The 17,919-nt window shown below is 72.7% G+C and carries 19 protein-coding genes; 13 read left to right on the top strand and 6 right to left on the bottom strand.

What is annotated here, in order from left to right; genetic code table 11:
- The 7 genes from lpdA to HJG45_RS22670 all read left to right on the top strand — a co-directional run bounded on the left by lpdA (window position 1) and on the right by HJG45_RS22670 (window position 6,698).
- Window positions 1-1,398, top strand: a complete 1,398-nt coding sequence (lpdA, locus tag HJG45_RS22640) for a dihydrolipoyl dehydrogenase (RefSeq protein ID WP_171615329.1) — start codon at window positions 1-3, stop codon at window positions 1,396-1,398.
- A 78-nt stretch (window positions 1,399-1,476) separates the two neighbouring features.
- Window positions 1,477-2,514 carry a lipoyl synthase gene (lipA, locus tag HJG45_RS22645; RefSeq protein WP_171615330.1) on the top strand — a complete coding sequence of 346 codons (1,038 nt, stop codon included), beginning with the start codon at window positions 1,477-1,479 and terminating at the stop codon, window positions 2,512-2,514.
- Window positions 2,514-3,002, top strand: coding sequence for a type II toxin-antitoxin system RatA family toxin (locus HJG45_RS22650; protein WP_171615332.1), 489 nt, complete (start codon window positions 2,514-2,516; stop codon window positions 3,000-3,002). The genes lipA and HJG45_RS22650 overlap by 1 nt, the downstream gene beginning before the upstream one ends.
- 81 nt (window positions 3,003-3,083) lie before the next feature.
- Entirely contained in the window at window positions 3,084-3,710 is a 627-nt protein-coding gene (locus tag HJG45_RS22655; protein ID WP_171615334.1) for a glutathione S-transferase family protein, read from the top strand.
- Window positions 3,711-3,935: 225 nt separating this feature from the next.
- Window positions 3,936-5,000 carry a low specificity L-threonine aldolase gene (locus tag HJG45_RS22660; RefSeq protein WP_171615336.1) on the top strand — a complete coding sequence of 355 codons (1,065 nt, stop codon included), beginning with the start codon at window positions 3,936-3,938 and terminating at the stop codon, window positions 4,998-5,000.
- 19 nt (window positions 5,001-5,019) lie between these two features.
- Window positions 5,020-5,403 carry a YraN family protein gene (locus HJG45_RS22665; protein WP_171615338.1) on the top strand — a complete coding sequence of 128 codons (384 nt, stop codon included), beginning with the start codon at window positions 5,020-5,022 and terminating at the stop codon, window positions 5,401-5,403.
- A gap of 50 nt (window positions 5,404-5,453) precedes the next feature.
- Entirely contained in the window at window positions 5,454-6,698 is a 1,245-nt protein-coding gene (locus HJG45_RS22670) for a serine hydrolase (protein WP_217363010.1), read from the top strand.
- A gap of 119 nt (window positions 6,699-6,817) precedes the next feature.
- On the opposite strand, the gene HJG45_RS22675 is transcribed toward HJG45_RS22670, so the two are convergent.
- The 4 genes from HJG45_RS22675 to HJG45_RS22690 all read right to left on the bottom strand — a co-directional run bounded on the left by HJG45_RS22675 (window position 6,818) and on the right by HJG45_RS22690 (window position 11,248).
- Window positions 6,818-7,303 carry a CinA family protein gene (locus HJG45_RS22675; protein ID WP_171615340.1) on the bottom strand — a complete coding sequence of 162 codons (486 nt, stop codon included), beginning with the start codon at window positions 7,301-7,303 and terminating at the stop codon, window positions 6,818-6,820.
- A gap of 349 nt (window positions 7,304-7,652) precedes the next feature.
- Window positions 7,653-8,105, bottom strand: coding sequence for a phosphatidylglycerophosphatase A (locus tag HJG45_RS22680; RefSeq protein ID WP_171615342.1), 453 nt, complete (start codon window positions 8,103-8,105; stop codon window positions 7,653-7,655).
- Window positions 8,106-8,345: 240 nt separating this feature from the next.
- Entirely contained in the window at window positions 8,346-9,260 is a 915-nt protein-coding gene (locus HJG45_RS22685) for an alpha/beta fold hydrolase (protein WP_171615344.1), read from the bottom strand.
- Window positions 9,239-11,248 carry a lytic transglycosylase domain-containing protein gene (locus tag HJG45_RS22690; protein ID WP_171615346.1) on the bottom strand — a complete coding sequence of 670 codons (2,010 nt, stop codon included), beginning with the start codon at window positions 11,246-11,248 and terminating at the stop codon, window positions 9,239-9,241. Before HJG45_RS22690 ends, HJG45_RS22685 begins: the two co-directional genes overlap by 22 nt.
- A gap of 165 nt (window positions 11,249-11,413) precedes the next feature.
- Here HJG45_RS22690 and dapA point away from each other — a divergent pair, with 165 nt between their 5' ends.
- The 6 genes from dapA (at window position 11,414) to HJG45_RS22720 (ending at window position 15,943) form a co-directional block, all read left to right on the top strand.
- The gene (gene dapA / locus HJG45_RS22695; protein ID WP_171615348.1) at window positions 11,414-12,292 is read left to right on the top strand and encodes a 4-hydroxy-tetrahydrodipicolinate synthase; all 879 of its coding nucleotides are present in this window, start codon (window positions 11,414-11,416) and stop codon (window positions 12,290-12,292) included.
- A 58-nt stretch (window positions 12,293-12,350) separates the two neighbouring features.
- Window positions 12,351-12,836: an SsrA-binding protein SmpB gene (gene smpB, locus HJG45_RS22700; protein WP_171615350.1), complete on the top strand. Its 486-nt coding sequence runs from the start codon at window positions 12,351-12,353 to the stop codon at window positions 12,834-12,836.
- 62 nt (window positions 12,837-12,898) lie between these two features.
- A complete protein-coding gene (locus HJG45_RS22705; RefSeq protein WP_171615352.1) occupies window positions 12,899-13,621 on the top strand; it encodes a sulfite oxidase-like oxidoreductase in 723 nt (240 codons plus the stop codon).
- On the top strand, window positions 13,614-14,174 hold the full coding sequence (locus tag HJG45_RS22710; RefSeq protein WP_171615354.1) for a glutathione peroxidase: 561 nt from the start codon (window positions 13,614-13,616) through the stop codon (window positions 14,172-14,174). Before HJG45_RS22705 ends, HJG45_RS22710 begins: the two co-directional genes overlap by 8 nt.
- Before the next feature lie 171 nt (window positions 14,175-14,345).
- A complete protein-coding gene (locus HJG45_RS22715; RefSeq protein ID WP_171615356.1) occupies window positions 14,346-15,098 on the top strand; it encodes a sulfite exporter TauE/SafE family protein in 753 nt (250 codons plus the stop codon).
- Between the two features lie 71 nt (window positions 15,099-15,169).
- Window positions 15,170-15,943: a substrate-binding domain-containing protein gene (locus HJG45_RS22720; protein ID WP_171615358.1), complete on the top strand. Its 774-nt coding sequence runs from the start codon at window positions 15,170-15,172 to the stop codon at window positions 15,941-15,943.
- A 15-nt stretch (window positions 15,944-15,958) separates the two neighbouring features.
- On the opposite strand, the gene HJG45_RS22725 is transcribed toward HJG45_RS22720, so the two are convergent.
- Together HJG45_RS22725 and HJG45_RS22730 are read right to left on the bottom strand one after the other, a co-directional pair.
- Window positions 15,959-16,570, bottom strand: a complete 612-nt coding sequence (locus HJG45_RS22725) for a LysE family translocator (protein ID WP_171615360.1) — start codon at window positions 16,568-16,570, stop codon at window positions 15,959-15,961.
- A gap of 19 nt (window positions 16,571-16,589) precedes the next feature.
- Entirely contained in the window at window positions 16,590-17,669 is a 1,080-nt protein-coding gene (locus tag HJG45_RS22730) for a branched-chain amino acid aminotransferase (protein WP_171615362.1), read from the bottom strand.
- Window positions 17,670-17,919 lie beyond the last annotated feature (250 nt).

Consider the following 17,919-nt stretch of genomic DNA (forward strand, 5'->3'; position numbering starts at 1 on the left):
ATGGCCGAGCAATCCTTCGACGTGATCGTCCTCGGCGGCGGCCCCGGCGGCTATGTCGCCGCCATCCGGGCCGCCCAGCTCGGCATGAAGACCGCGGTGGTGGAGCGCGAGAATCTCGGCGGCATCTGCCTGAATTGGGGCTGCATCCCGACCAAGGCGCTGCTGCGCAGCAGCGAGATCAACCACCTGCTGCACACGCTGGATGCCTATGGCTTCGCGGCCGACAACATCCGCTTCGACATCGGCAAGATCGTCAAGCGCAGCCGGGCCATCGCCAACCAGCTCTCGGGCGGCGTCAAGCACCTGATGCGCAAGAACAAGGTCACGGTCTTCGACGGCCACGGCAAGCTGGCGGGCAAGGGGAAGCTTGCCGTGACCAAGGACGGCAAGCCGGTCGCCGATCTCGCGGCCAAGCACATCATCCTGGCGACCGGCGCCCGCGCCCGCGTGCTGCCGGGGATCGAGCCGGACGGCAAGCTGGTCTGGACCTATCGCGAGGCGATGGTGCCGGACATCATGCCGAAGCGCCTCATCGTCATCGGCTCGGGCGCCATCGGCGCCGAATTCGCCAGCTTCTACCTCAACCTCGGCGCCGAGGTGACGCTGGTCGAGGTGCTGGACCGCATCCTGCCGGTCGAGGATGCCGAGATCAGCGCCTTCGTCCGCAAGGCCTTTGAGAAGCAGAAGATGAGGATCCTGACCGGGGCCAAGATCCAGGGGCTGCGGAAGGGGGCGAACGAGGTCACGGCGGTGATCGAGGCCGGCGGCAAGGTGCAGGAGATCACCGCCGACCGCGTCATCTCGGCGGTCGGCATCGTCGGCAATGTCGAGGATATCGGCCTCGAGGGCACGGCGGTGAAGGTCGAGCGCAGCCATGTGGTGACCGACCCCTATGGCCGCACCGGCGAGCCGGGGGTCTATGCCATCGGCGACCTCACCGGCCCGCCCTGGCTGGCGCACAAGGCGAGCCATGAGGGGGTGATCTGCATCGAGGCCATCGCCGGCATGCATCCGCATGTGATGGACGTGACGAACATCCCCGGCTGTACCTATTGCCGGCCGCAGGTGGCGAGCGTCGGCCTGACCGAGGAGGCGGCGAAGAAGGCCGGGCACGAGGTGAAGATCGGCCGCTTCCCCTTCATCGGCAACGGCAAGGCCATCGCCATGGGCGAGCCGGAGGGCATGATCAAGACCGTCTTCGACGCCAGGACCGGCGAGCTGCTCGGCGCCCATATGGCCGGGCCGGAGGTGACGGAGATGATCCAGGGCTACACCATCGCCAAGACCATGGAAACCACCGAGGTGGAGCTGATGGAGACGGTCTTCCCGCATCCAACCGTCTCCGAGGCGATGCACGAGGCGGTGCTTGATGCCTATGGCCGGGTGATCCACATCTAGCCCGGGCAGCGCGGCCGGCGCGGGGCGATCCCGCGCCGCCGAGGGCTGACCGGACGAGTTGACCGGACCAGGGACGGCATGGCCACGCGCATCGAGATCGACCACAGGACCGTCCGGACGGCGCCGCAGGCGCCGGCGGAAGCCGTGCCCGCCCGCCCGGAGGGGGGGCTCCGGCATCCCGAGAAGGCGCACCGGCCGGACAACCCCATCCAGCGCAAGCCGGCCTGGATCCGCGTGCGCGCCCCGAACAGCCCCGTCTATCACGAAACCCGGGCGCTGATGCGGGACAACCGCCTCACCACGGTCTGCGAGGAGGCGGCCTGCCCGAATATCGGCGAGTGCTGGTCGCAGCGCCACGCCACCATGATGATCATGGGCGAGACCTGCACCCGCGCCTGCTCCTTCTGCAACGTGGCGACCGGGCTGCCGCAGGCGCTCGATGGCGACGAGCCGCGCCGGGTGGCGGATGCGGTGGCCAAGCTCGGCCTGCAGCACGTGGTGATCACCAGCGTCGACCGCGACGACCTCGCCGATGGCGGCGCCCGGCATTTCGCCGAGACGATCGCGGCCATCCGCGCCGCCGCTCCGGCGACCACGATCGAGGTGCTGACGCCCGACTTCCTGCGCAAGGACGGGGCGCTGGAGGTGGTGGTCGCGGCGCGGCCGGATGTCTTCAACCACAACCTGGAGACGGTGCCGAAGCTCTATCCCACCATCCGACCGGGGGCGCGCTACTACCACTCGCTGCGCCTGCTCGACCGGGTGAAGCAGCAGGACCCCTCGATCTTCACCAAGTCCGGCCTGATGGTCGGTCTCGGCGAGACGCGGATGGAGGTGCTGCAGGTGATGGACGACCTGCGCTCGGCGGAGGTCGATTTCCTCACCATCGGCCAGTACCTGCAGCCGACGGTGAAGCACGCCGCGGTCGACCGCTTCGTGACACCGGATGAGTTCGAGGACTATGCCCGGATGGCCCGCGGCAAGGGCTTCCTGCTGGTCTCCGCCACGCCGCTCACCCGCAGCAGCTACCATGCCGACCGTGACTTCGTCGCGCTGCGCAGTGCGCGGGAGGAACGGCTGCGGAGCGCGCGGGAGGCCAGGCTGGCCGCCGCCTGATGCCGACTCATGCCGAGAGGAAGATCCTCCGCTACACGCCGGAGCAGCTCTTCGACATGGTCGCCGATGTCCGGCGATATCCGGAATTCCTGCCCTGGTGCGTCGGCGCCCGCGTCATCTCGCGCAAGGAAGGCGAGCTGATCGCCGACCTCACCATCGGCTTCAAGATGTTCCGCGAGACCTTCCGCAGCGAGGTGCTGCTGGAGCGGCCGGATCACGTGCATGTGCGTTACCTGAACGGCCCCTTCCGCTACCTCAACAACCACTGGCGCTTCCGCCCGCACCCGCATGGCGCCGAAACCTGGACCGAGGTCGACTTCTTCGTCGATTTCGAGTTCCGCTCGCGCCTGCTCCAGGCGGTGATCGGCACCGTCTTCAACGAGGCAGTGCGGCTGATGGTCCGGGCCTTCGAGCGCCGGGCGATGCAGCTCTACGGTCGTCCCTCGGCGCCGCCGGCGGCGGCACCGGCCCCCTCGGCGCAATCCTGAGCATGGGCCATCAGCCCGGCTGATCGGCCCATCATCGCTTTGCGTTGGACCGGGCGGGTGCCGGGGGTCGAGGCTCGGCGCATGGGATACATCCTCTACGGCGACCGCCGCTCCGGTTCCGCCATGGTCGAGCTCGCCCTGGCCGAGATCGGTGCCGAGGCCGAGCGCCGGTCCGTGCCGATCGAGGGCGAGGGGCAGCTCGCCCCGGACTACCGCCGCATCAACCCGATGGGCCGGCTGCCGACCCTGCTGCTGCCCGACGGCACGGTGGTGACCGAGAGCGCCGCCATCCTCCTCACCCTCGAGGCGCGGCACCCGGAGGCGGGGCTGCTGCCGGCCGGCGAGGACCCGCGGCGCGCCGTCGCGCTGCGCTGGCTGATGCTGGCGGCGGGCGAGCTCTATCCCTGCGTCACCCGCTACGACTACCCGGACCGCTTCGGCGCCGAGCCGGACTCGATCCGGGAGGCCGCCGTGACAATGGTTCGCGGGTTCTGGCGCCTGATCGAGGCGGAGGCGCGGCCCGACCCCTTCATCCTCGGCGACCGGCTCTCGCTCGCCGACCTCGCCCTCGCGGTGCATTCCCGCTGGATGGGCAACGAGGCCTGGATGCCGGCGCATTGCCCCGGCATTCAGCGCCTGGCGCGGGCAGTGGCGACCCGGCCGCGCCTCGCCGCCGCCTGGGCGCGGCATTTCGACCTGCCGGGTTGACGTTGGTGCGCATCGATGTGGGGCCCATCGATGCCCTCAGGCGCCGGCGCTGCCTCTGGCAGCTTGGCTGCGCCGCACCAGCGGCGGCGCCCGTTCGGACGCTCAACCGGCTGCGCCGGCTGCAGGCTAGGCGTCATGCAGCCCAGCCCGAGACGACCTGAACAGGGCGGGTGGACAGCGGGGCGGGGCGGCCGCAGCCTGCGCGCCGCATCAGGGAACCCCGCCATGGTCCACGCCCCCCCGCGCCCGCCCGCCGGCAGCCCGCCCGTCCGGATCAACCTCTATTCGGACACCCAGACCCGCCCGACGCCGGCGATGAAGGAGGCGATGATGCGGGCCGAGGTCGGCGACGAGCAGCATGGCGACGACCCGACCGTGCACGCGCTCTGCGACCGCATGGCGGCGCTCACCGGCAAGGAGGCGGCGGTCTTCCTGCCTTCCGGCACCATGTGCAACGTCATCGCCATCCTCACCCATTGCCAGAAGGGCGACGAGGTGCTGGCGCATGAGACGGCGCATATCCTGCACAGCGAGGGCGGCACCCATGCGGCGCTGGCCGGCGCGCAGATCATGCCGCTGCAGGGGCCGCGCGGCATGTTCACCGCCGAGACGCTGCGCGCCGCCATCCGCCCGCGCACCCGCTACGCCCCGCCGCAGCGCCTGCTGGAGGTGGAGCAGACCGCCAATATCGGCGGCGGCGCGGTCTGGCCGCTGCGCCAGCTCCAGGACCTGGTCGAGGTCGCGCGCGAGCAGGGCTGGGCGACGCATATGGACGGCGCCCGGCTGATGAATGCCTGCGTCGCCGCCGGCATCGCGCCGCGCGACATGGTGGCCGGCTTCGATTCCGTCTGGCTCGACTTCACCAAGGGGCTGGGCGCGCCGCTCGGCGCGGTGCTCTGCGGCTCGGCCGAGTTCATCGGCGCCGCCTGGCGCTGGAAGCAGCGGCTCGGCGGCTCGATGCGCCAGGCCGGGCTCTGCGCCGCCGGCTGCCTGCATGCCCTCGACCACCACGTGGACCGGCTGGCGGAGGACCATGCCAATGCCAAGGCGCTGGCCCGCGGCCTGGCGCAGATCCCGGGCGTCGTGGTGGAGGAGCCGGACACCAACCTCGTCTTCTTCGACGTGAAGGGCGCCGGCACCACGGTGGAGGCGCTGCAGGCCCGGCTGCTGCGGCAGGGCGTCGCGGTCAGCGGCCTCGGCGGCCGGGTGCGGGCCTGCACGCATCTCGACGTGACGGCGCCGATGATCGAGGAGGCGATCGGGCATATCCGCGCCGCGCTCGCGGCCTAGGACTCCCGCCGCGAAACCCGTGCCCGAATCCCACCGGCAGCGGCGCGGCGCCCGCGCCGAGCTTGCCGGCCGCGATGCCGAGCAGGCTGCCGCCGCGGCGCTGGCCGCCGAGGGCTGGGCGGTGCTCGGCCAGCGCATCCGCACCCCAGCCGGCGAGCTCGACCTCGTCGCCGAGCGCGAGGGGCTGCTCGCCTTCGTCGAGGTGAAGGCGCGGCCGAGCCTCGCCGAGGCGGCCTTCGCCCTCGGCCCGCGCCAGCGCGCCCGGCTCGCCGGCGCCGCCGAATGCTGGCTGGCCGAGCATCCCGGCCATGGCGGCGCCGGCATCCGCTTCGATGTCCTGCTGGTCGCCGCCGATGGCGCGGTGCGGCGCATCGCCGATGCCTTCCGCCTCGGCGATGCTTGACCGCGCCCGGTGGGGGCGGGGAGCATCGACCTGCACGATGTGAGGGGTGGATGATGCCGCAGGATGCTGCCGAAGCGGGGGGCGCGGCGATCCTGCCGCGCGCCGGCCGGCCGGAGGAGGCCGGCTTCTCGGGCGCGGCGCTGGCCCGGCTCGGCGCCTGGCTGCAGGCCGAGGTCGATGCCGGCCGCATCCCGGGCGCGGTGGTGACGATCGGCCGCGGCGGCCGCCTCGCCTGGGAACGGGCGATCGGCTTCCGCGACCGCGATGCCGGCGCGCCGATGCGCCTGGATTCGCTGTTCCGCATCGCCTCCATGACCAAGCCGGTCACCTCGGTCGCGGCGATGCTGCTGGTCGAGGAGGGGCGGCTGATGCTCTGGCATCCGGTCAGCCGCTACCTGCCGGAATTCGCCACGCTCACTGTCGGCATGGACCGGGCGCCGATGCAGCGCGAGCCGCTGGTGATCGACCTGATGCGGCACACCGCCGGGCTGACCTATGGCGCCCTTCCGATCCCGGGCGGCGCCGGGGCGCATCCGGTGCAGGAGGCCTATGTCGCGGCCAGGGTGAACGATATCGGCCAGAGCGGCGAGGCATTCATCGCCAACCTCGCCCGGCAACCGCTGATGCACCAGCCGGGCCAGGTCTGGGAGTACAGCCATGCGACCGACGTGCTCGGCCGCGTGGTCGAGGTCGCCTCGGGCCAGTCGCTGGAGGCTTTCTTCCGCAGCCGCATCCTCGATCCGCTCGGCATGGCGGATACCGATATCTGGGTGCCGCCGGAGCGGCAGGACCGGCTGGCGGCGGCGCAGGTCGATCCGGTGACCGGGGTGCGGCAGGCGATGCTGCCGGTCGAGCGCCGGCCGCGCTGGCTCTGGGGCGGGCAGGGGCTGGTCTCGACCGCGGCCGACTATGCCCGCTTCTGCCAGATGCTGCTGGAGGGCGGGCGGCTCGGCGCGGCGCGGCTGCTCTCGCGCAGCGCCGTGGCGCTGATGACCGCCGACCACCTGCCGCCCGGCATCGGCTTCGGGCCCGACCTGCCGCGCATCTTCGGCGGCCTCGCCCCGGCGCCGGAGGTGGGATACGGCTTCGGCCTCGGTTTCGCGGTGCGGACCACGGCCGGGCGCAGCCCGGTGCCGGGCAACCTGGGCGACTATTTCTGGACCGGGGCCTTCGGCACCTATTTCTGGATCGACCCGCGGGAGGAGATGTTCGCGATCCTGCTGCTGCAGGGCGCCTCGGACCGCACGCAGTACCGCTACGCCATGCGCCAGCTTACCTATGCGGCGCTCCTCTGATCCTCACGACGTCGCTGCGCGCCGTCGTGGGGCCCGGTGATTCGCCTCTTACCCAATGTGCATCACAGCCTGCCGCGGCGAAGCCGCGGCAGGGCAACGGGAGGCGCCTTGGGGCGGCGTCAGCCGACCAGGTCGCGCACCAGGGCGAAGGCCTCGGCGACGGTGGCGGTCCGGACTGCCGTGCGGTCGCCGGGGAAGATCCGGCGCACCGCCCGCGTCGCGTCCGCCATCGCCACGCCCAGATGCACCAGGCCGACCGGCTTGCCCGGTGTCGCGCCGCCTGGCCCGGCGATGCCGGTGCAACTCACCGCGACATCGGCGCCGCTGCGCGCCAGCGCCCCCTCGGCCATGCGCCGGGCGACGCTGTCGCTGACCGCGCCATAGCCTTCCAGCACGCCCCAGGGCACCCCCAGCACGTCGCGCTTCGCCTCGTTGGAATAGGTGACGAAGCCATGGGTGACGACGGCGGAACTGCCCGGCACATGGGTGAGCGCCGCGGCGATCAGCCCGCCGGTGCAGCTCTCGGCGGTGGCGAGGCGCAGCCCGCGCGATTCCAGCAGCGCCAGCAGCGCCTTCGCCTCCTCCAGCGTCGATGACGGCAGCATCCTGGCACTTCCCCTTGCGGCCCGCGTCCTTATACCAGCGGACCGGTCGCTTGACCGGTCCGAGGCCCCGAACGGGGCCCGCGGCTTATGTCGCTAGAGCGTGATCGCTTGAGGTGAACTCGCCGAAAGCGTGACTCACGCGATCAAACAACGGCCCAGGCCGTGATCCGTGACCCTGTGTGAGCGGATCATGGTCCAGAGCATTCTCCGTTCACCTGCGTTCGCAGCACATGCTCCAGCCTGTTGTTTTCAGAGCATCTTCACCCGTTCGAGCGTTTCCGCTCGAACGGGATCTGCCCTAAGCCAAGCAAACCGGAGGTTTGCGCCCGCCGATGGAGGGGCGTCGGCATTACGGCAGCACCGCCCGCAGCAGCAGCAGCAACAGCGCCGCCATCGCCCCGGCGATCAGGTCGTCGAGCATGATGCCGCGGGCGCCATGCTGCCGGTCCGCCCAGCCGACCGGGCCCGGCTTGGTGATATCGAACAGGCGGAAGAGCAGGAAGGCCAGGAGCACCCCGTAGCCGCCGGTCGCGGCCGGCAGCGCGGCGAGCGCGAGGAGCTGCCCCGCCCCCTCATCCACCACCACCCAGCTGGGATCGGCCGGCGCATCCTCGCCGAGCAGCCGCAGCGAGGCCCAGTAGCCGAGCAGGCCGAGCAGCAAGGCGAGGCCAAGGCACCAGCCCGGCCCGAGCAGCGCCGCCGGCAGCACCGCGGCCGAGCCCCAGCTTCCCGGCGCCGGCCGCAGCCGGCCGATGCCGCCGAGCGTCGCCACCAGCCAGGCGACGCGCTGGAGCGGCCTCATGCCACGTGCACGGAGGTTCCACCTTCGTGCCCCCCAGATGCCGGGCGCCGTGCCTTCGCACGGCTTGGCTTCGCCGCGTCGTGCGGACGGCACGCCTTCGGCATGACGCGCCGCAAGGCGCGCCAATGGCCACGACCGGCGACACCCGTTCGGGCGCTCGGCCCTGCGGGCCGCAGCTCGGTCCTTCGTGCGCCCGGTCTCATGTCCCCTCGCGGGGCGTCCGGCCGCCCGCCGGTGCGGTCACGGCATCGCCGCCAGCCAGCGCGCGATCGCCGCCCGGGCCGCCGGCTCGCCGAGCGAGGGCGCATGGCCGATGCCCGGCAGCGTGCAGAGCGCCATCTCCGGCTGCGCCGCCCGCATCGCCTGCACCGTCCGCGCCGAGAGCACCTGGCTCTCCTGGCCCCAGACCAGCAGCAGCGGCACCGGCGGCAGGGCGCGGAAGAAGCCCCAGAGATCGGGCGTCGGGCCGACCGCCGACCCGTCCCCGCGCGGCAGGATGTCGACAATCCGGATGTCCCAGCGCGGATGCCAGCGCCCGTCCTCGCCCCGCCGGTAGGTGCGCTCGGCGACCTCGGGCCAGGCCGCTTCGGTGATGCCGAGCGGCGGCAGCACCCGTTGCAGGAAGGCGATCGCCTGCTCGCGGCTGGCGAAGCCCGGATCGCGGCCGATGATGTCGCGGATGGTCTCGAGCCCGCCCTGCTGCAGCGCCGGGCCGGTGTCGTTCAGCGCCAGCCCGGCGAGCAGGCCCGGCCGCAGCGTGCCCAGCGCCATGCCGAGCACGCCGCCGAAGCTGGTCCCGAGCAGCGCCACGCGATCGAGGCCGAGCGCGGCCACGGCGTCCAGCACGTCCTGCACCGCCTCCGGCCCGGCATAGCGCCTCGGGTCGGCGGCGCGGCCGCTCTCGCCATGCCCGGCATAGTCGAGGGCGACGATGCGCCGCTCCCCGGCATGGCACTCGGCGAGGGCCTCGAAATCGAGCGAGGAGCGGGAGATGCCGGAGAGGCAGAGCAGCGGCGTCGGCGCCGTCCATCCCCCCCGCTGGCCCACCCGCTGGCCAGGCGGCGGTCCCGGCCAGTCGAGCGCGGAGAGTTGCAGCCCGTCGCGGGCGCTGAAGAACCGTCGCTGCGGCGCCATCAGCCGGCGGTCCGCATCCATTGCGACATCGGATGCTCAAGCCCCGCCGCGGCGGGGTCGAAGGCGCGGTAGATCGCCATGTTCTCGATCACCCGCTGCACGTAGTTGCGGGTCTCGGAGAAGGGGATCAGCTCCATCCAGTCGAGCATGGCCGGGCTGCCGCTGCGCGGGTCGCCATAGGTGCCGAGCCATTCGTCGACCCGGTTCGGCCCGGCATTGTAGCCGGCGATGGCATAGGGCAGCGTGCCGCCGAAGCGGGACAGCAGCTCGTTCAGATAGGCGGCGCCGAGGCGCATGTTGTGCGCCGTGTCGGTGGTCAGCATGCCCACCTGATGCCTCAGGCCGAGCCGCTTGGCCACACCGGAGGCGGTCGAGGGCAGCAGCTGCATCAGGCCGCGGGCATTCGCGCCGGAGACCGCCTCGGGGTCGAAATTGCTCTCCTGCCGGGTGATGGCGAGGACCAGCGCCGGCTCGGGCCCCTCGGCGGGCGGCGCGTAGGGGATCGGCCAGGCATCGGCCGGGGCCATCAGCCCGCCCGCCCCGGCGCGGCGCGCCACCCAGACGGCATGGTCCGGCCGGCCGAGCCGCTGCGCCAGCCGCACGACCAGGAGCTTCCCCGCGGGATCGGCGGCCAGCTCCTCGAGCCGCAGCAGGAAGGGGCGCGCCCGCTTCGCCTCGCCGAGCTCGGCCAGGGCGAGGGCCACCTGCGCCGGCTCCCGCGCCATGAGCGCGCGCTCCTCGGCGGGGCTCGGCTGCGGCACCGGGGCGCGGGCGATGCGCGCCGAGAGCGGCGCCCCGTCCTCGCCGAGGGCGAGAATGGCAAGCTGGCCGTAGAAGGCGAGGGGCAGCGCCGCGGCGGCCTGGTAATGCCCGCGGGCGCGCGTGCCGGCGCCTTCCGCCTCGGCCGCGCGGCCTTGCCAGTAGAGGCTGCGGGCGCGGGTGATGACGCTGTGGCTGTCCTCGCCGAGCCGGGCGAAATGCCGCCCGGCCGCCGGCGCGTCGCGCAGCAGCCGCAGCGCGATGAAGCCGGCGAGGAACTCGGCCTCCTGCCGCGCCTCGCCCGGTGCCTTGATGCCGTGACCGGCGGCGACCGCATAGGCGGCGGGCGGATCGCCGAGGCGGATCAGCCGCCGCGCCAGGATGTTCCGCTCCGGCCAGGCGGCGCGGGCGATGGCAGGGTCGGGGAAGGGGATCTGCCGGCTGCCGGCGGCGAAGGCGGCGGCGGCCTCGGCATCCGACTCCCGCCGGCGCAGCCAGCGGGCGCGCTCGAAGGTGAGGGCGGCATCGCCGGGCGCCGCGGCGGCCAGCGCCGGGCTGTCGGCATCCGGCCGGTCGCCGGCATAGGCGAGGCGGGCCGAGGCGGCGGCCAGACGCGCCGGGTCGAGCGCCGGCAGCACCCGCGAGGCGCCGGCGACGTCGCGGGCCAACGCCAGCCGGTCGAAGCGCCGGGCATGGTCGGCGGCGGTCAGCAGCGTGGCGTTGCGCGCCAGGAAGGCCTGCTCGGCCAGCGGGTCGGCCGGCGCCTCGGCCCAGCCGGTGCGCAGCACCTGCCTCGCCTCGTCTGGCCGGCCGGCGCGGCCGAGCGCATCGGCGAGGCGCTGATAGGCATCGAGGCTGCGCGGCGCCCGGGCGGCGAACCATTGCGCCGCGAGCTCGTCATCGGGATCGGCGGCGAGCAGCTCCTCCGCCCGGCGGCCGAGCATGTCCTGGCCCGGCCAGTCCGGGTTGGCGAGGACGAAGCCGACGACCTCCGCCGCCCCCGCGGCCTGGCCGCGCTGCTGCAGGCGCAGCCAAGTGACGTATTTCCGGATCGGCGGGTCGGCGGCCTGCGCCGCCGCCTCGGCCTCGGCCCAGCGCTGCGCCTGGGCGAGGGCGAGGGCCTGGCGCCCGGCGGCGCGGGCGGCCGCCGGATCAGCGGCGGACTGGGCCGCGGCATCGCCTCGGAGCCCGAGCGGGAGCAGGGGCACGCCGAGGAGGACGGACAGGGCGAGCAGGGAGCGGCGGCGCATGCGGCGAGCTTAGGCGGTTTCCGATGCCAGTGTGTGACCGATGATGAGGCCTCGCCCTTGCCGGTGCCGGCCCCGGTGATTAGGTTCACGCGCCCGGGTCCCGGGTCGCAGGACCGGGCAGGCCCGGCCGTTCGGGCCATGCGGACCCTTCCGGAGGAAAGCCAGATGTTCCAGGGATCGATGGTCGCGCTGATCACGCCGATGCGTGGCGACGGGTCCTTGGACGAGAAGGCCTTCGTCGAGCTGGTCGAGTGGCAGATCAGCGAGGGGACCGAGGGGCTGATCCCGGTCGGGACCACGGGCGAGAGCCCGACGCTGAGCCATGAGGAGCACAAGCGCATCGTCGAGCTCTGCGTCGAGGCGGCGAAGGGACGGGTGCCCGTCATCGCCGGCACCGGCAGCAACAGCACCGCCGAGGCGATCGACTTCACCCGGCATGCCAAGCAGGCCGGCGCCGATGCCTGCCTGGTGGTGACGCCCTACTACAACAAGCCGACGCAGGAGGGGATGGTCCTGCACTTCACGGCCATCGCCGATGCGGTGGACCTGCCGCTCTTCATCTACAACATCCCGCCGCGCAGCGTCATCGACATGTCGGTCGAGACCATGGCGCGGCTGGCGAAGCACCGGAACATCGTCGGCGTGAAGGACGCGACGGCGAACCTGGTCCGGCCGCAGCACACGCGGCGCGCCTGCGGCGAGGATTTCATCCAGCTCTCGGGCGAGGACCACACCGCTCTCGCCTTCAACGCCGCCGGCGGGGTTGGCTGCATCAGCGTCACCGCCAACGTCGCGCCCCGGCTCTGCGCCGAGATGCAGCGCGCCTGGCGCGAGGGCCGGGTGCGCGAGGCGCAGGCGATCCAGGAGCGGCTGCTGCCGCTGCACGACGCGCTCTTCGCCGAGACCTCGCCCGGCCCGGTGAAGTATGCCGCCAGCCTGCTCGGCAAGACCGCCGATCGCTGCCGCCTGCCGCTCGCCCCGCCGCAGCCCGCGACCCGGCAGCGGGTGCGCGAGGCGATGGTCTCGGTCGGGCTGCTGAATTGAGGCGGTCGGGGGCGGCGCGGCCTTCCCCGGCCGGCCCAACCCCTTCCCGGTAGATCGCATGGCCAAGGACAAGAAGAAGACCCTCATCTCGCACGGCATCGCCGCGCAGAACCGCAAGGCGCGCCACGACTACACGATCGGCGAGACGATCGAGGCCGGCCTCGCCCTGGTGGGGCCGGAGGTGAAGTCGCTGCGCGCCGGCCGGGCGACGCTCGTCGAGGCCTGGGCCGGCGAGCGCGACGGCGAGATGTGGCTGTTCAACTGCACCATCCCGGAATGGCAGGCCGGCAGCGTGGTGGCGCGGTTCGAGCCGCGCCGGCCGCGCAAGCTGCTGCTGCACCGCAAGCAGGTGCGGGAGCTGATCGGCAGCATCACCCGCGAGGGCACCACCCTCGTGCCGCTGCAGATCCATTTCAACGACCGCGGCCGCGCCAAGGTGCTGCTCGGCCTCGCCGAGGGCAAGAAGAAGCACGACAAGCGCGCCGCCATCGCCGCGCGCGACTGGGCGCGCGACAAGGCGCGGCTGATGCGGGCGAAGGGGTAGGCGGCCCCAAGGGCTTGCAACTGCTGCGGCGGCTGGCACCTAAAGGGGTGCAGGAGAGCGCGATGGCCCCCGACGAGACCCCTGACGAGACCCACAAGGATCCTCTCCAAGACGATCCGGTCCCCGTAACCGGCAAGGTCCGGGAGAAGCTGATCGAGACCAAGCAGGCCTGGGCCCGCGAAGGGCGGCTGCTGACCGGAGAGGCCTATCCCCTCGGCGGCACCGCGACGCGCGAGCGCCTGCCGCCCGGCCAGACCCTGGTGAAGGACTGGCCGGTGCTCGATCTCGGCGTGCAGCCGGACGTGGCGCGGGACCGCTGGCGGCTCAGGGTGGAGGGGCTGGTGCAGGCGCCGCTGCGCTTGACGCTCGACGAGTTCATGGCCCTGCCGCAGGTCGAGCTGGTCAACGACATCCACTGCGTGACGCAGTGGAGCCGCTACGACAACCGCTGGCAGGGGGTGCGGGCCCGCGACCTGATCGAGGCGGCGCGGCCGAAGGAGGAGGCGCGCTTCGTCGCCTTCACCTCCTATGACGGCTACACCACCAATGTCCCGCTCGCCGAGTTCATCCGCGACGAGGTGCTGCTGGCCCATAGCTGGGAAGGCCGGCCGCTGACCCGCCAGCATGGCGGCCCGGTGCGCGTCGTCATCCCGCGCCTGTATTTCTGGAAGAGCCCGAAATGGGTCACCCGCATCGAGCTGCTGCGCGAGGACCGGCCCGGCTTCTGGGAGGTCCGCGGCTACCACAACAACGGCGATCCCTGGCTGGAGGAACGCTATGGCTGAGCTCGGGCGGCGCACCGGCCTGCTGCTCGGGGGCGCGCTGATGGCCGGCGGGGCGGGGAGTGCGGCCGGCCAAAGCCTCGCCGACTTCACCATGGAGGCGATCGAGGGCGGGCCCCTGCCTCTGGCGCAATATCGCGGCCGGCCGGTTCTGGTGGTGAACACGGCGAGCTTCTGCGGCTTCACGCCGCAATATGCCGGGCTGCAACGTCTACACGAGCGCTACGGGCCACGCGGCCTGGTGGTGCTCGGCGTGCCTTCGCAGGACTTCAACCAGGAATCCTCGGACAACAAGGCGATCAAGGAGTTCTGCGACGCCACCTACAATGTCGAATTCCCGATGACCACCGTCTCGGCGGTGCGCGGACCGCGGGCGGTGCCGCTCTACCGCTTCCTCGCCGAGCGCGGCGGCGGGCCGCCGGGCTGGAATTTCCACAAATACCTGGTGGCGCGGGACGGCCGCGCGGTGCAGGGCTTCGCCACGCGGGTGGCGCCGGACGCGCCCGAGCTGCTGGCGGCGATCGAGGCAGCGCTCGCCGTGCCGGCCGCCGGGTAGCAGCCGGGCGGCCGTGCCGCCGGATACCGTCGCGCTTGCAGCCGGCGCAGCCGGCTGAGCGCCCGAATGGGCGCCGCCACCAGTGTGGCGCAGCCAAGCTGCCGCAGGCGGCGCCGGCGACTGAGGGCGTCGATGTGCCAACATCGATGCACGCCGATATAACCCCGCTGGATGACCAGCTTCGACCTCGCCGAATCGGCCTTCGTCCTCGGCAGCTTCACCCTGGCCGGTTTCGTGAAGGGCGTGGCCGGCTTCGGCCTGCCGACGGTCACGCTCGGCCTGCTCGCCCTGACCCGGCCGCTGCCCGAGGCGATGGCGCTGATGCTGGTGCCGACGCTGGCCGCCAATATCTGGCAATCCCTGGTTGGGCCCGCTTTGCTACCGGTGCTGCGCCGGCTCTGGGGCTTCCTGCTGGCGGCGGTGCTCGGCACGCTGGCCGGCGCCGGCATCCTTGCCCGGGCGGATGCGCAGCTTCTCTCCGGCCTGCTCGGCCTGCTGCTGGTGCTCTCGGCCGTCCTCGCCCTGGCCGGCCTGCCCATGCCGCCGCCCGGCGCGGCGCGCGAGCGCTGGCTCTCGCCCCTGGTGGGCGGCACCTCGGGGCTGCTGGCCGGTATGACCGGCAGCTTCCTCATGCCGGCCGCGCCCTATCTGGCGGCGCTCCGGCTGCCCTCGCAGCAATTCGTGCAGGGCTTCGGGCTGGCGGCGCTGCTGGCGACGCTGACCCTGGCGCTCGGCATGGCCGGGGCCGGGCTGCTGCCGCCGGATCTCGGCCTCGCCTCGCTGATCGGCGTGGCGCCGGCCTTCCTCGGCATGGCGATCGGCACGCGGCTGCGGCGGGCGATGCCGGATGCCCGCTTCCGCACCGTCATCCAGGCGGCGCTCGGCCTGCTCGGCCTCTGGCTGGCCTTCCGCGCCTTCCGCTGAGCGCGACGGAGGCTTGTCGCGGCGGCGCCGGGCGTGCCGAATGGCGGCAAGCATGATCGGGGAGGATCGCCATGCGCCGCGCCCGCCGCAGTCTGCTCGCCGCCATCGCCCTGTTGCCGCTGCTGCCCGGGCTCGCGGCGGCGGCGGAGATCCGGGTGATGTGCTCGGGCGGCTTCACCGCCGCGTTGAAGCGGCTGATCCCGGATTTCGAGCGCGCCTCGGGCCACCACGTCGCGCTGGCGCTCGGCGCCTCGATGGGGAATGCTCCGGACGCCATCCCGAATCGCCTGGCGCGCGGCGAGCCGGCCGATCTCGTCATCATCGCCGGCGAGGCGGCGGATGCGCTCATCGCCGCCGGCCGGGTGCGGCCGGGCAGTCGCACCGATCTCGTCCTCTCGCGCATCGGCGTGACGGTGCGCGCCGGCGCGCCGCATCCCGACATCGCCACGCCCGAGGCCGTCGCGCGCCTGCTGCTCGAGGCGCCCTCCATCGCCTATTCCGCCAGCGCCAGCGGCGTCTATGTCTCGACCGAGCTGGTGCAGCGCCTCGGCATCGCCGATCAGGTGCTGCCCAAGGCGCGGCGCATCCTCAGCGAGCGCGTCGCGGCGGTGGTGGCGCGCGGCGAGGCGGCGATCGGGCTGCAGCAGGTGAGCGAGATCCTCGGCGTGCCCGGGGCGGAGTACGTCGGCGCGCTGCCGGATGCGCTGCAGCGGGTCACCGCCTTCTCCGCCGGTCTCGCCACCCAGGCGGAGCAGCCCGAGGCGGCGACGGCGCTGGTCGCCTATCTGCGCTCGCCCGCGGCCTGGCCGGTGATCCACGAGACCGGCCTCGAGCCGGCGCCGTGAGGCGGGCGGCCAAGGCTACCCGGCGAGCAGCGGCACCAACGAGGCGACGAGCAGCGCCGCCATGGCGCGGTTGAACCAGCGCAGCGCCGCCGGCGCGCGCAGCAGCCGAGCCGTGCCGAGGCCGATCATCGCCCAGCCGAGCAGGCTGGCGAAGGTGACGACGGCGAAGAGCAGGGCGAGGAGCAGGGTATCCCGCAGCAGGCCGGCGCCGCCGGTATAGGCCGCCACCGCGCCGGCAGCGATGATCCAGGCCTTGGGGTTCACCCATTGGAACAGCGCCGCCTGCAGCAGCGTCATCGGCCGGGCGCCCGAGGCGGTGCCGGGCGCGGCGCCGGCGCCCGGCACCGCGGTGGCGATGCCCCAGGCCAGCCAGAGCATCCAGGCCGCGCCCAGCCAGCGCAGGCCGAGCATCAGCCCCGGCATGCCGTGCAGCAGGCCGGCCGCGCCGATGGCGACGAGGACCAGCATGACCGGGAAGCCGATCGAGACGCCGATCACCTGCGGCAGGCTGCGCCGGAGGCCGAAATTCGCCGCCGCCGTGGCGGCGAGGGCATTGTTCGGCCCCGGCGTCGCCGCCATGGCCAGCGCGAAGCCGGCGGCGGAGGCAAGCCAGGCGGCATCGGCCATCGGCTGCCTCCCTCCGGGCTCAGCCCCGCGGCGCCGGCACCAGGCTGGTCCAGTTGTGCGGGTCGTTGCCGCGGCCGTACTGGATGCTGGTGATGGTGTCGTAGAGCTTCTGCGTCAGCTCGCCGGTGCGGCCGCCATTGATGGTCACGTCCTCGCCGCGATAGCCGAGGGTGCCGACGGGCGAGACAACGGCGGCGGTGCCGGTGCCCCACATCTCCTGCAGCCTGCCGTCGCGGCCGGCCTGCATCACCTCGTCGATGGAGATCGGTCGCTCGCTGACCTTGACCCCCCAGTCGCGCAGCAGGGTCAGCGCGCTGTTGCGGGTGACGCCGTCGAGGATGGTGCCGGCGAGCGGCGGCGTGATCACCTCGTCGCCGATGCGGAGCATGATGTTCATCGTGCCCACCTCGTCGAGATACTTGCGCTCGACGCCGTCGAGATAGAGCACCTGGGTGTAGCCGGCCGCCTCCGCGTCGCGCTGGCCGGCCAGGCTGGCGGCGTAGTTGGCCGCGGTCTTCGCCTCGCCGAGGCCGCCCTTCACCGCCCGCACATGCTTGTCGGAGGCGAGGATGCGCACCGGCTTCACGCCTTCCTTGTAATAGCTGCCGACCGGCGAGAGGATCAGGAAGTACAGGTAGCTGTGCGCCGGATGCACGCCGAGCATGACATCGGTGGCGATGATGGTCGGGCGCAGGTAGAGCGAGGTGCCGGGCGCGCGCGGCACCCAGTCCTGGTCCACGCTCACCAGCGCGTCGAAGCTCTGGCGCACGATGTCGACGGGCAGCTCGGGCATGCACATGATCTTCGCCGAGCGGGCGAAGCGCTCGGCATGCCGCTGGGCGCGGAACAGCCGCACCTGGCCGTCGGCGCCGCGGAAGGCCTTCAGCCCGTCGAAGATCGCCTGGCCGTAGTGCAGCACCGTCGTCGCCGGGTCCATGCTGATCGGTCCGTAGGGCACGATGCGCGGCGCGTGCCAGCCTTTGCCCTCGGTGTAGTCCATCAGGAACATGTGGTCGGTGAGCAGCCTGCCGAAGGCGAGGCCCTCATCCGCCGGCTTCGGCTTCGGGTGGCTGGTGCGGGTGATCGGGAAGTCGGCCATGCGTGCTGGTCCTTCGCGTTGCCGGCCCTGGCCGGCGGGATAGGGGAGGGGCGTGGGCGGCGGGCGCCGCCGATATCAAGCCTGTCGCCGGCCAGCGACTCGGGCGGCGCCGACGACCGCAATCTGGCCGTGGAGGCCAGATGGGGCAGAGGGAACTTCGTAAGGAACCAACGCCATGGCCGCGCTCTCCGCAATATCCTTGCTTGGTAAGGGCTAAACTAGACCTGATCGGAAAAATGTGTCAATCTCA

This window comes from Roseicella sp. DB1501, assembly GCF_013112485.1.
Taxonomy (GTDB): domain Bacteria; phylum Pseudomonadota; class Alphaproteobacteria; order Acetobacterales; family Acetobacteraceae; genus Paracraurococcus.

Excerpts from the sequence above, each read along its gene's own strand:
- HJG45_RS22715 (WP_171615356.1), top strand. The coding sequence starts at position 14,346 with ATGACCAGCTTCGACCTCGCCGAATCGGCCTTCGTCCTCGGCAGCTTC.
- HJG45_RS22650 (WP_171615332.1), top strand. The coding sequence starts at position 2,514 with ATGCCGACTCATGCCGAGAGGAAGATCCTCCGCTACACGCCGGAGCAG.
- HJG45_RS22690 (WP_171615346.1), bottom strand. The coding sequence starts at position 11,248 with ATGCGCCGCCGCTCCCTGCTCGCCCTGTCCGTCCTCCTCGGCGTGCCC.
- HJG45_RS22710 (WP_171615354.1), top strand. The coding sequence starts at position 13,614 with ATGGCTGAGCTCGGGCGGCGCACCGGCCTGCTGCTCGGGGGCGCGCTG.
- HJG45_RS22725 (WP_171615360.1), bottom strand. The coding sequence starts at position 16,570 with ATGGCCGATGCCGCCTGGCTTGCCTCCGCCGCCGGCTTCGCGCTGGCC.
- lipA (WP_171615330.1), top strand. The coding sequence starts at position 1,477 with ATGGCCACGCGCATCGAGATCGACCACAGGACCGTCCGGACGGCGCCG.
- HJG45_RS22675 (WP_171615340.1), bottom strand. The coding sequence starts at position 7,303 with ATGCTGCCGTCATCGACGCTGGAGGAGGCGAAGGCGCTGCTGGCGCTG.
- lpdA (WP_171615329.1), top strand. The coding sequence starts at position 1 with ATGGCCGAGCAATCCTTCGACGTGATCGTCCTCGGCGGCGGCCCCGGC.
- HJG45_RS22670 (WP_217363010.1), top strand. The coding sequence starts at position 5,454 with ATGATGCCGCAGGATGCTGCCGAAGCGGGGGGCGCGGCGATCCTGCCG.
- smpB (WP_171615350.1), top strand. The coding sequence starts at position 12,351 with ATGGCCAAGGACAAGAAGAAGACCCTCATCTCGCACGGCATCGCCGCG.
- HJG45_RS22660 (WP_171615336.1), top strand. The coding sequence starts at position 3,936 with ATGGTCCACGCCCCCCCGCGCCCGCCCGCCGGCAGCCCGCCCGTCCGG.
- HJG45_RS22720 (WP_171615358.1), top strand. The coding sequence starts at position 15,170 with ATGCGCCGCGCCCGCCGCAGTCTGCTCGCCGCCATCGCCCTGTTGCCG.
- dapA (WP_171615348.1), top strand. The coding sequence starts at position 11,414 with ATGTTCCAGGGATCGATGGTCGCGCTGATCACGCCGATGCGTGGCGAC.
- HJG45_RS22680 (WP_171615342.1), bottom strand. The coding sequence starts at position 8,105 with ATGAGGCCGCTCCAGCGCGTCGCCTGGCTGGTGGCGACGCTCGGCGGC.
- HJG45_RS22730 (WP_171615362.1), bottom strand. The coding sequence starts at position 17,669 with ATGGCCGACTTCCCGATCACCCGCACCAGCCACCCGAAGCCGAAGCCG.
- HJG45_RS22705 (WP_171615352.1), top strand. The coding sequence starts at position 12,899 with ATGGCCCCCGACGAGACCCCTGACGAGACCCACAAGGATCCTCTCCAA.
- HJG45_RS22655 (WP_171615334.1), top strand. The coding sequence starts at position 3,084 with ATGGGATACATCCTCTACGGCGACCGCCGCTCCGGTTCCGCCATGGTC.
- HJG45_RS22685 (WP_171615344.1), bottom strand. The coding sequence starts at position 9,260 with ATGGATGCGGACCGCCGGCTGATGGCGCCGCAGCGACGGTTCTTCAGC.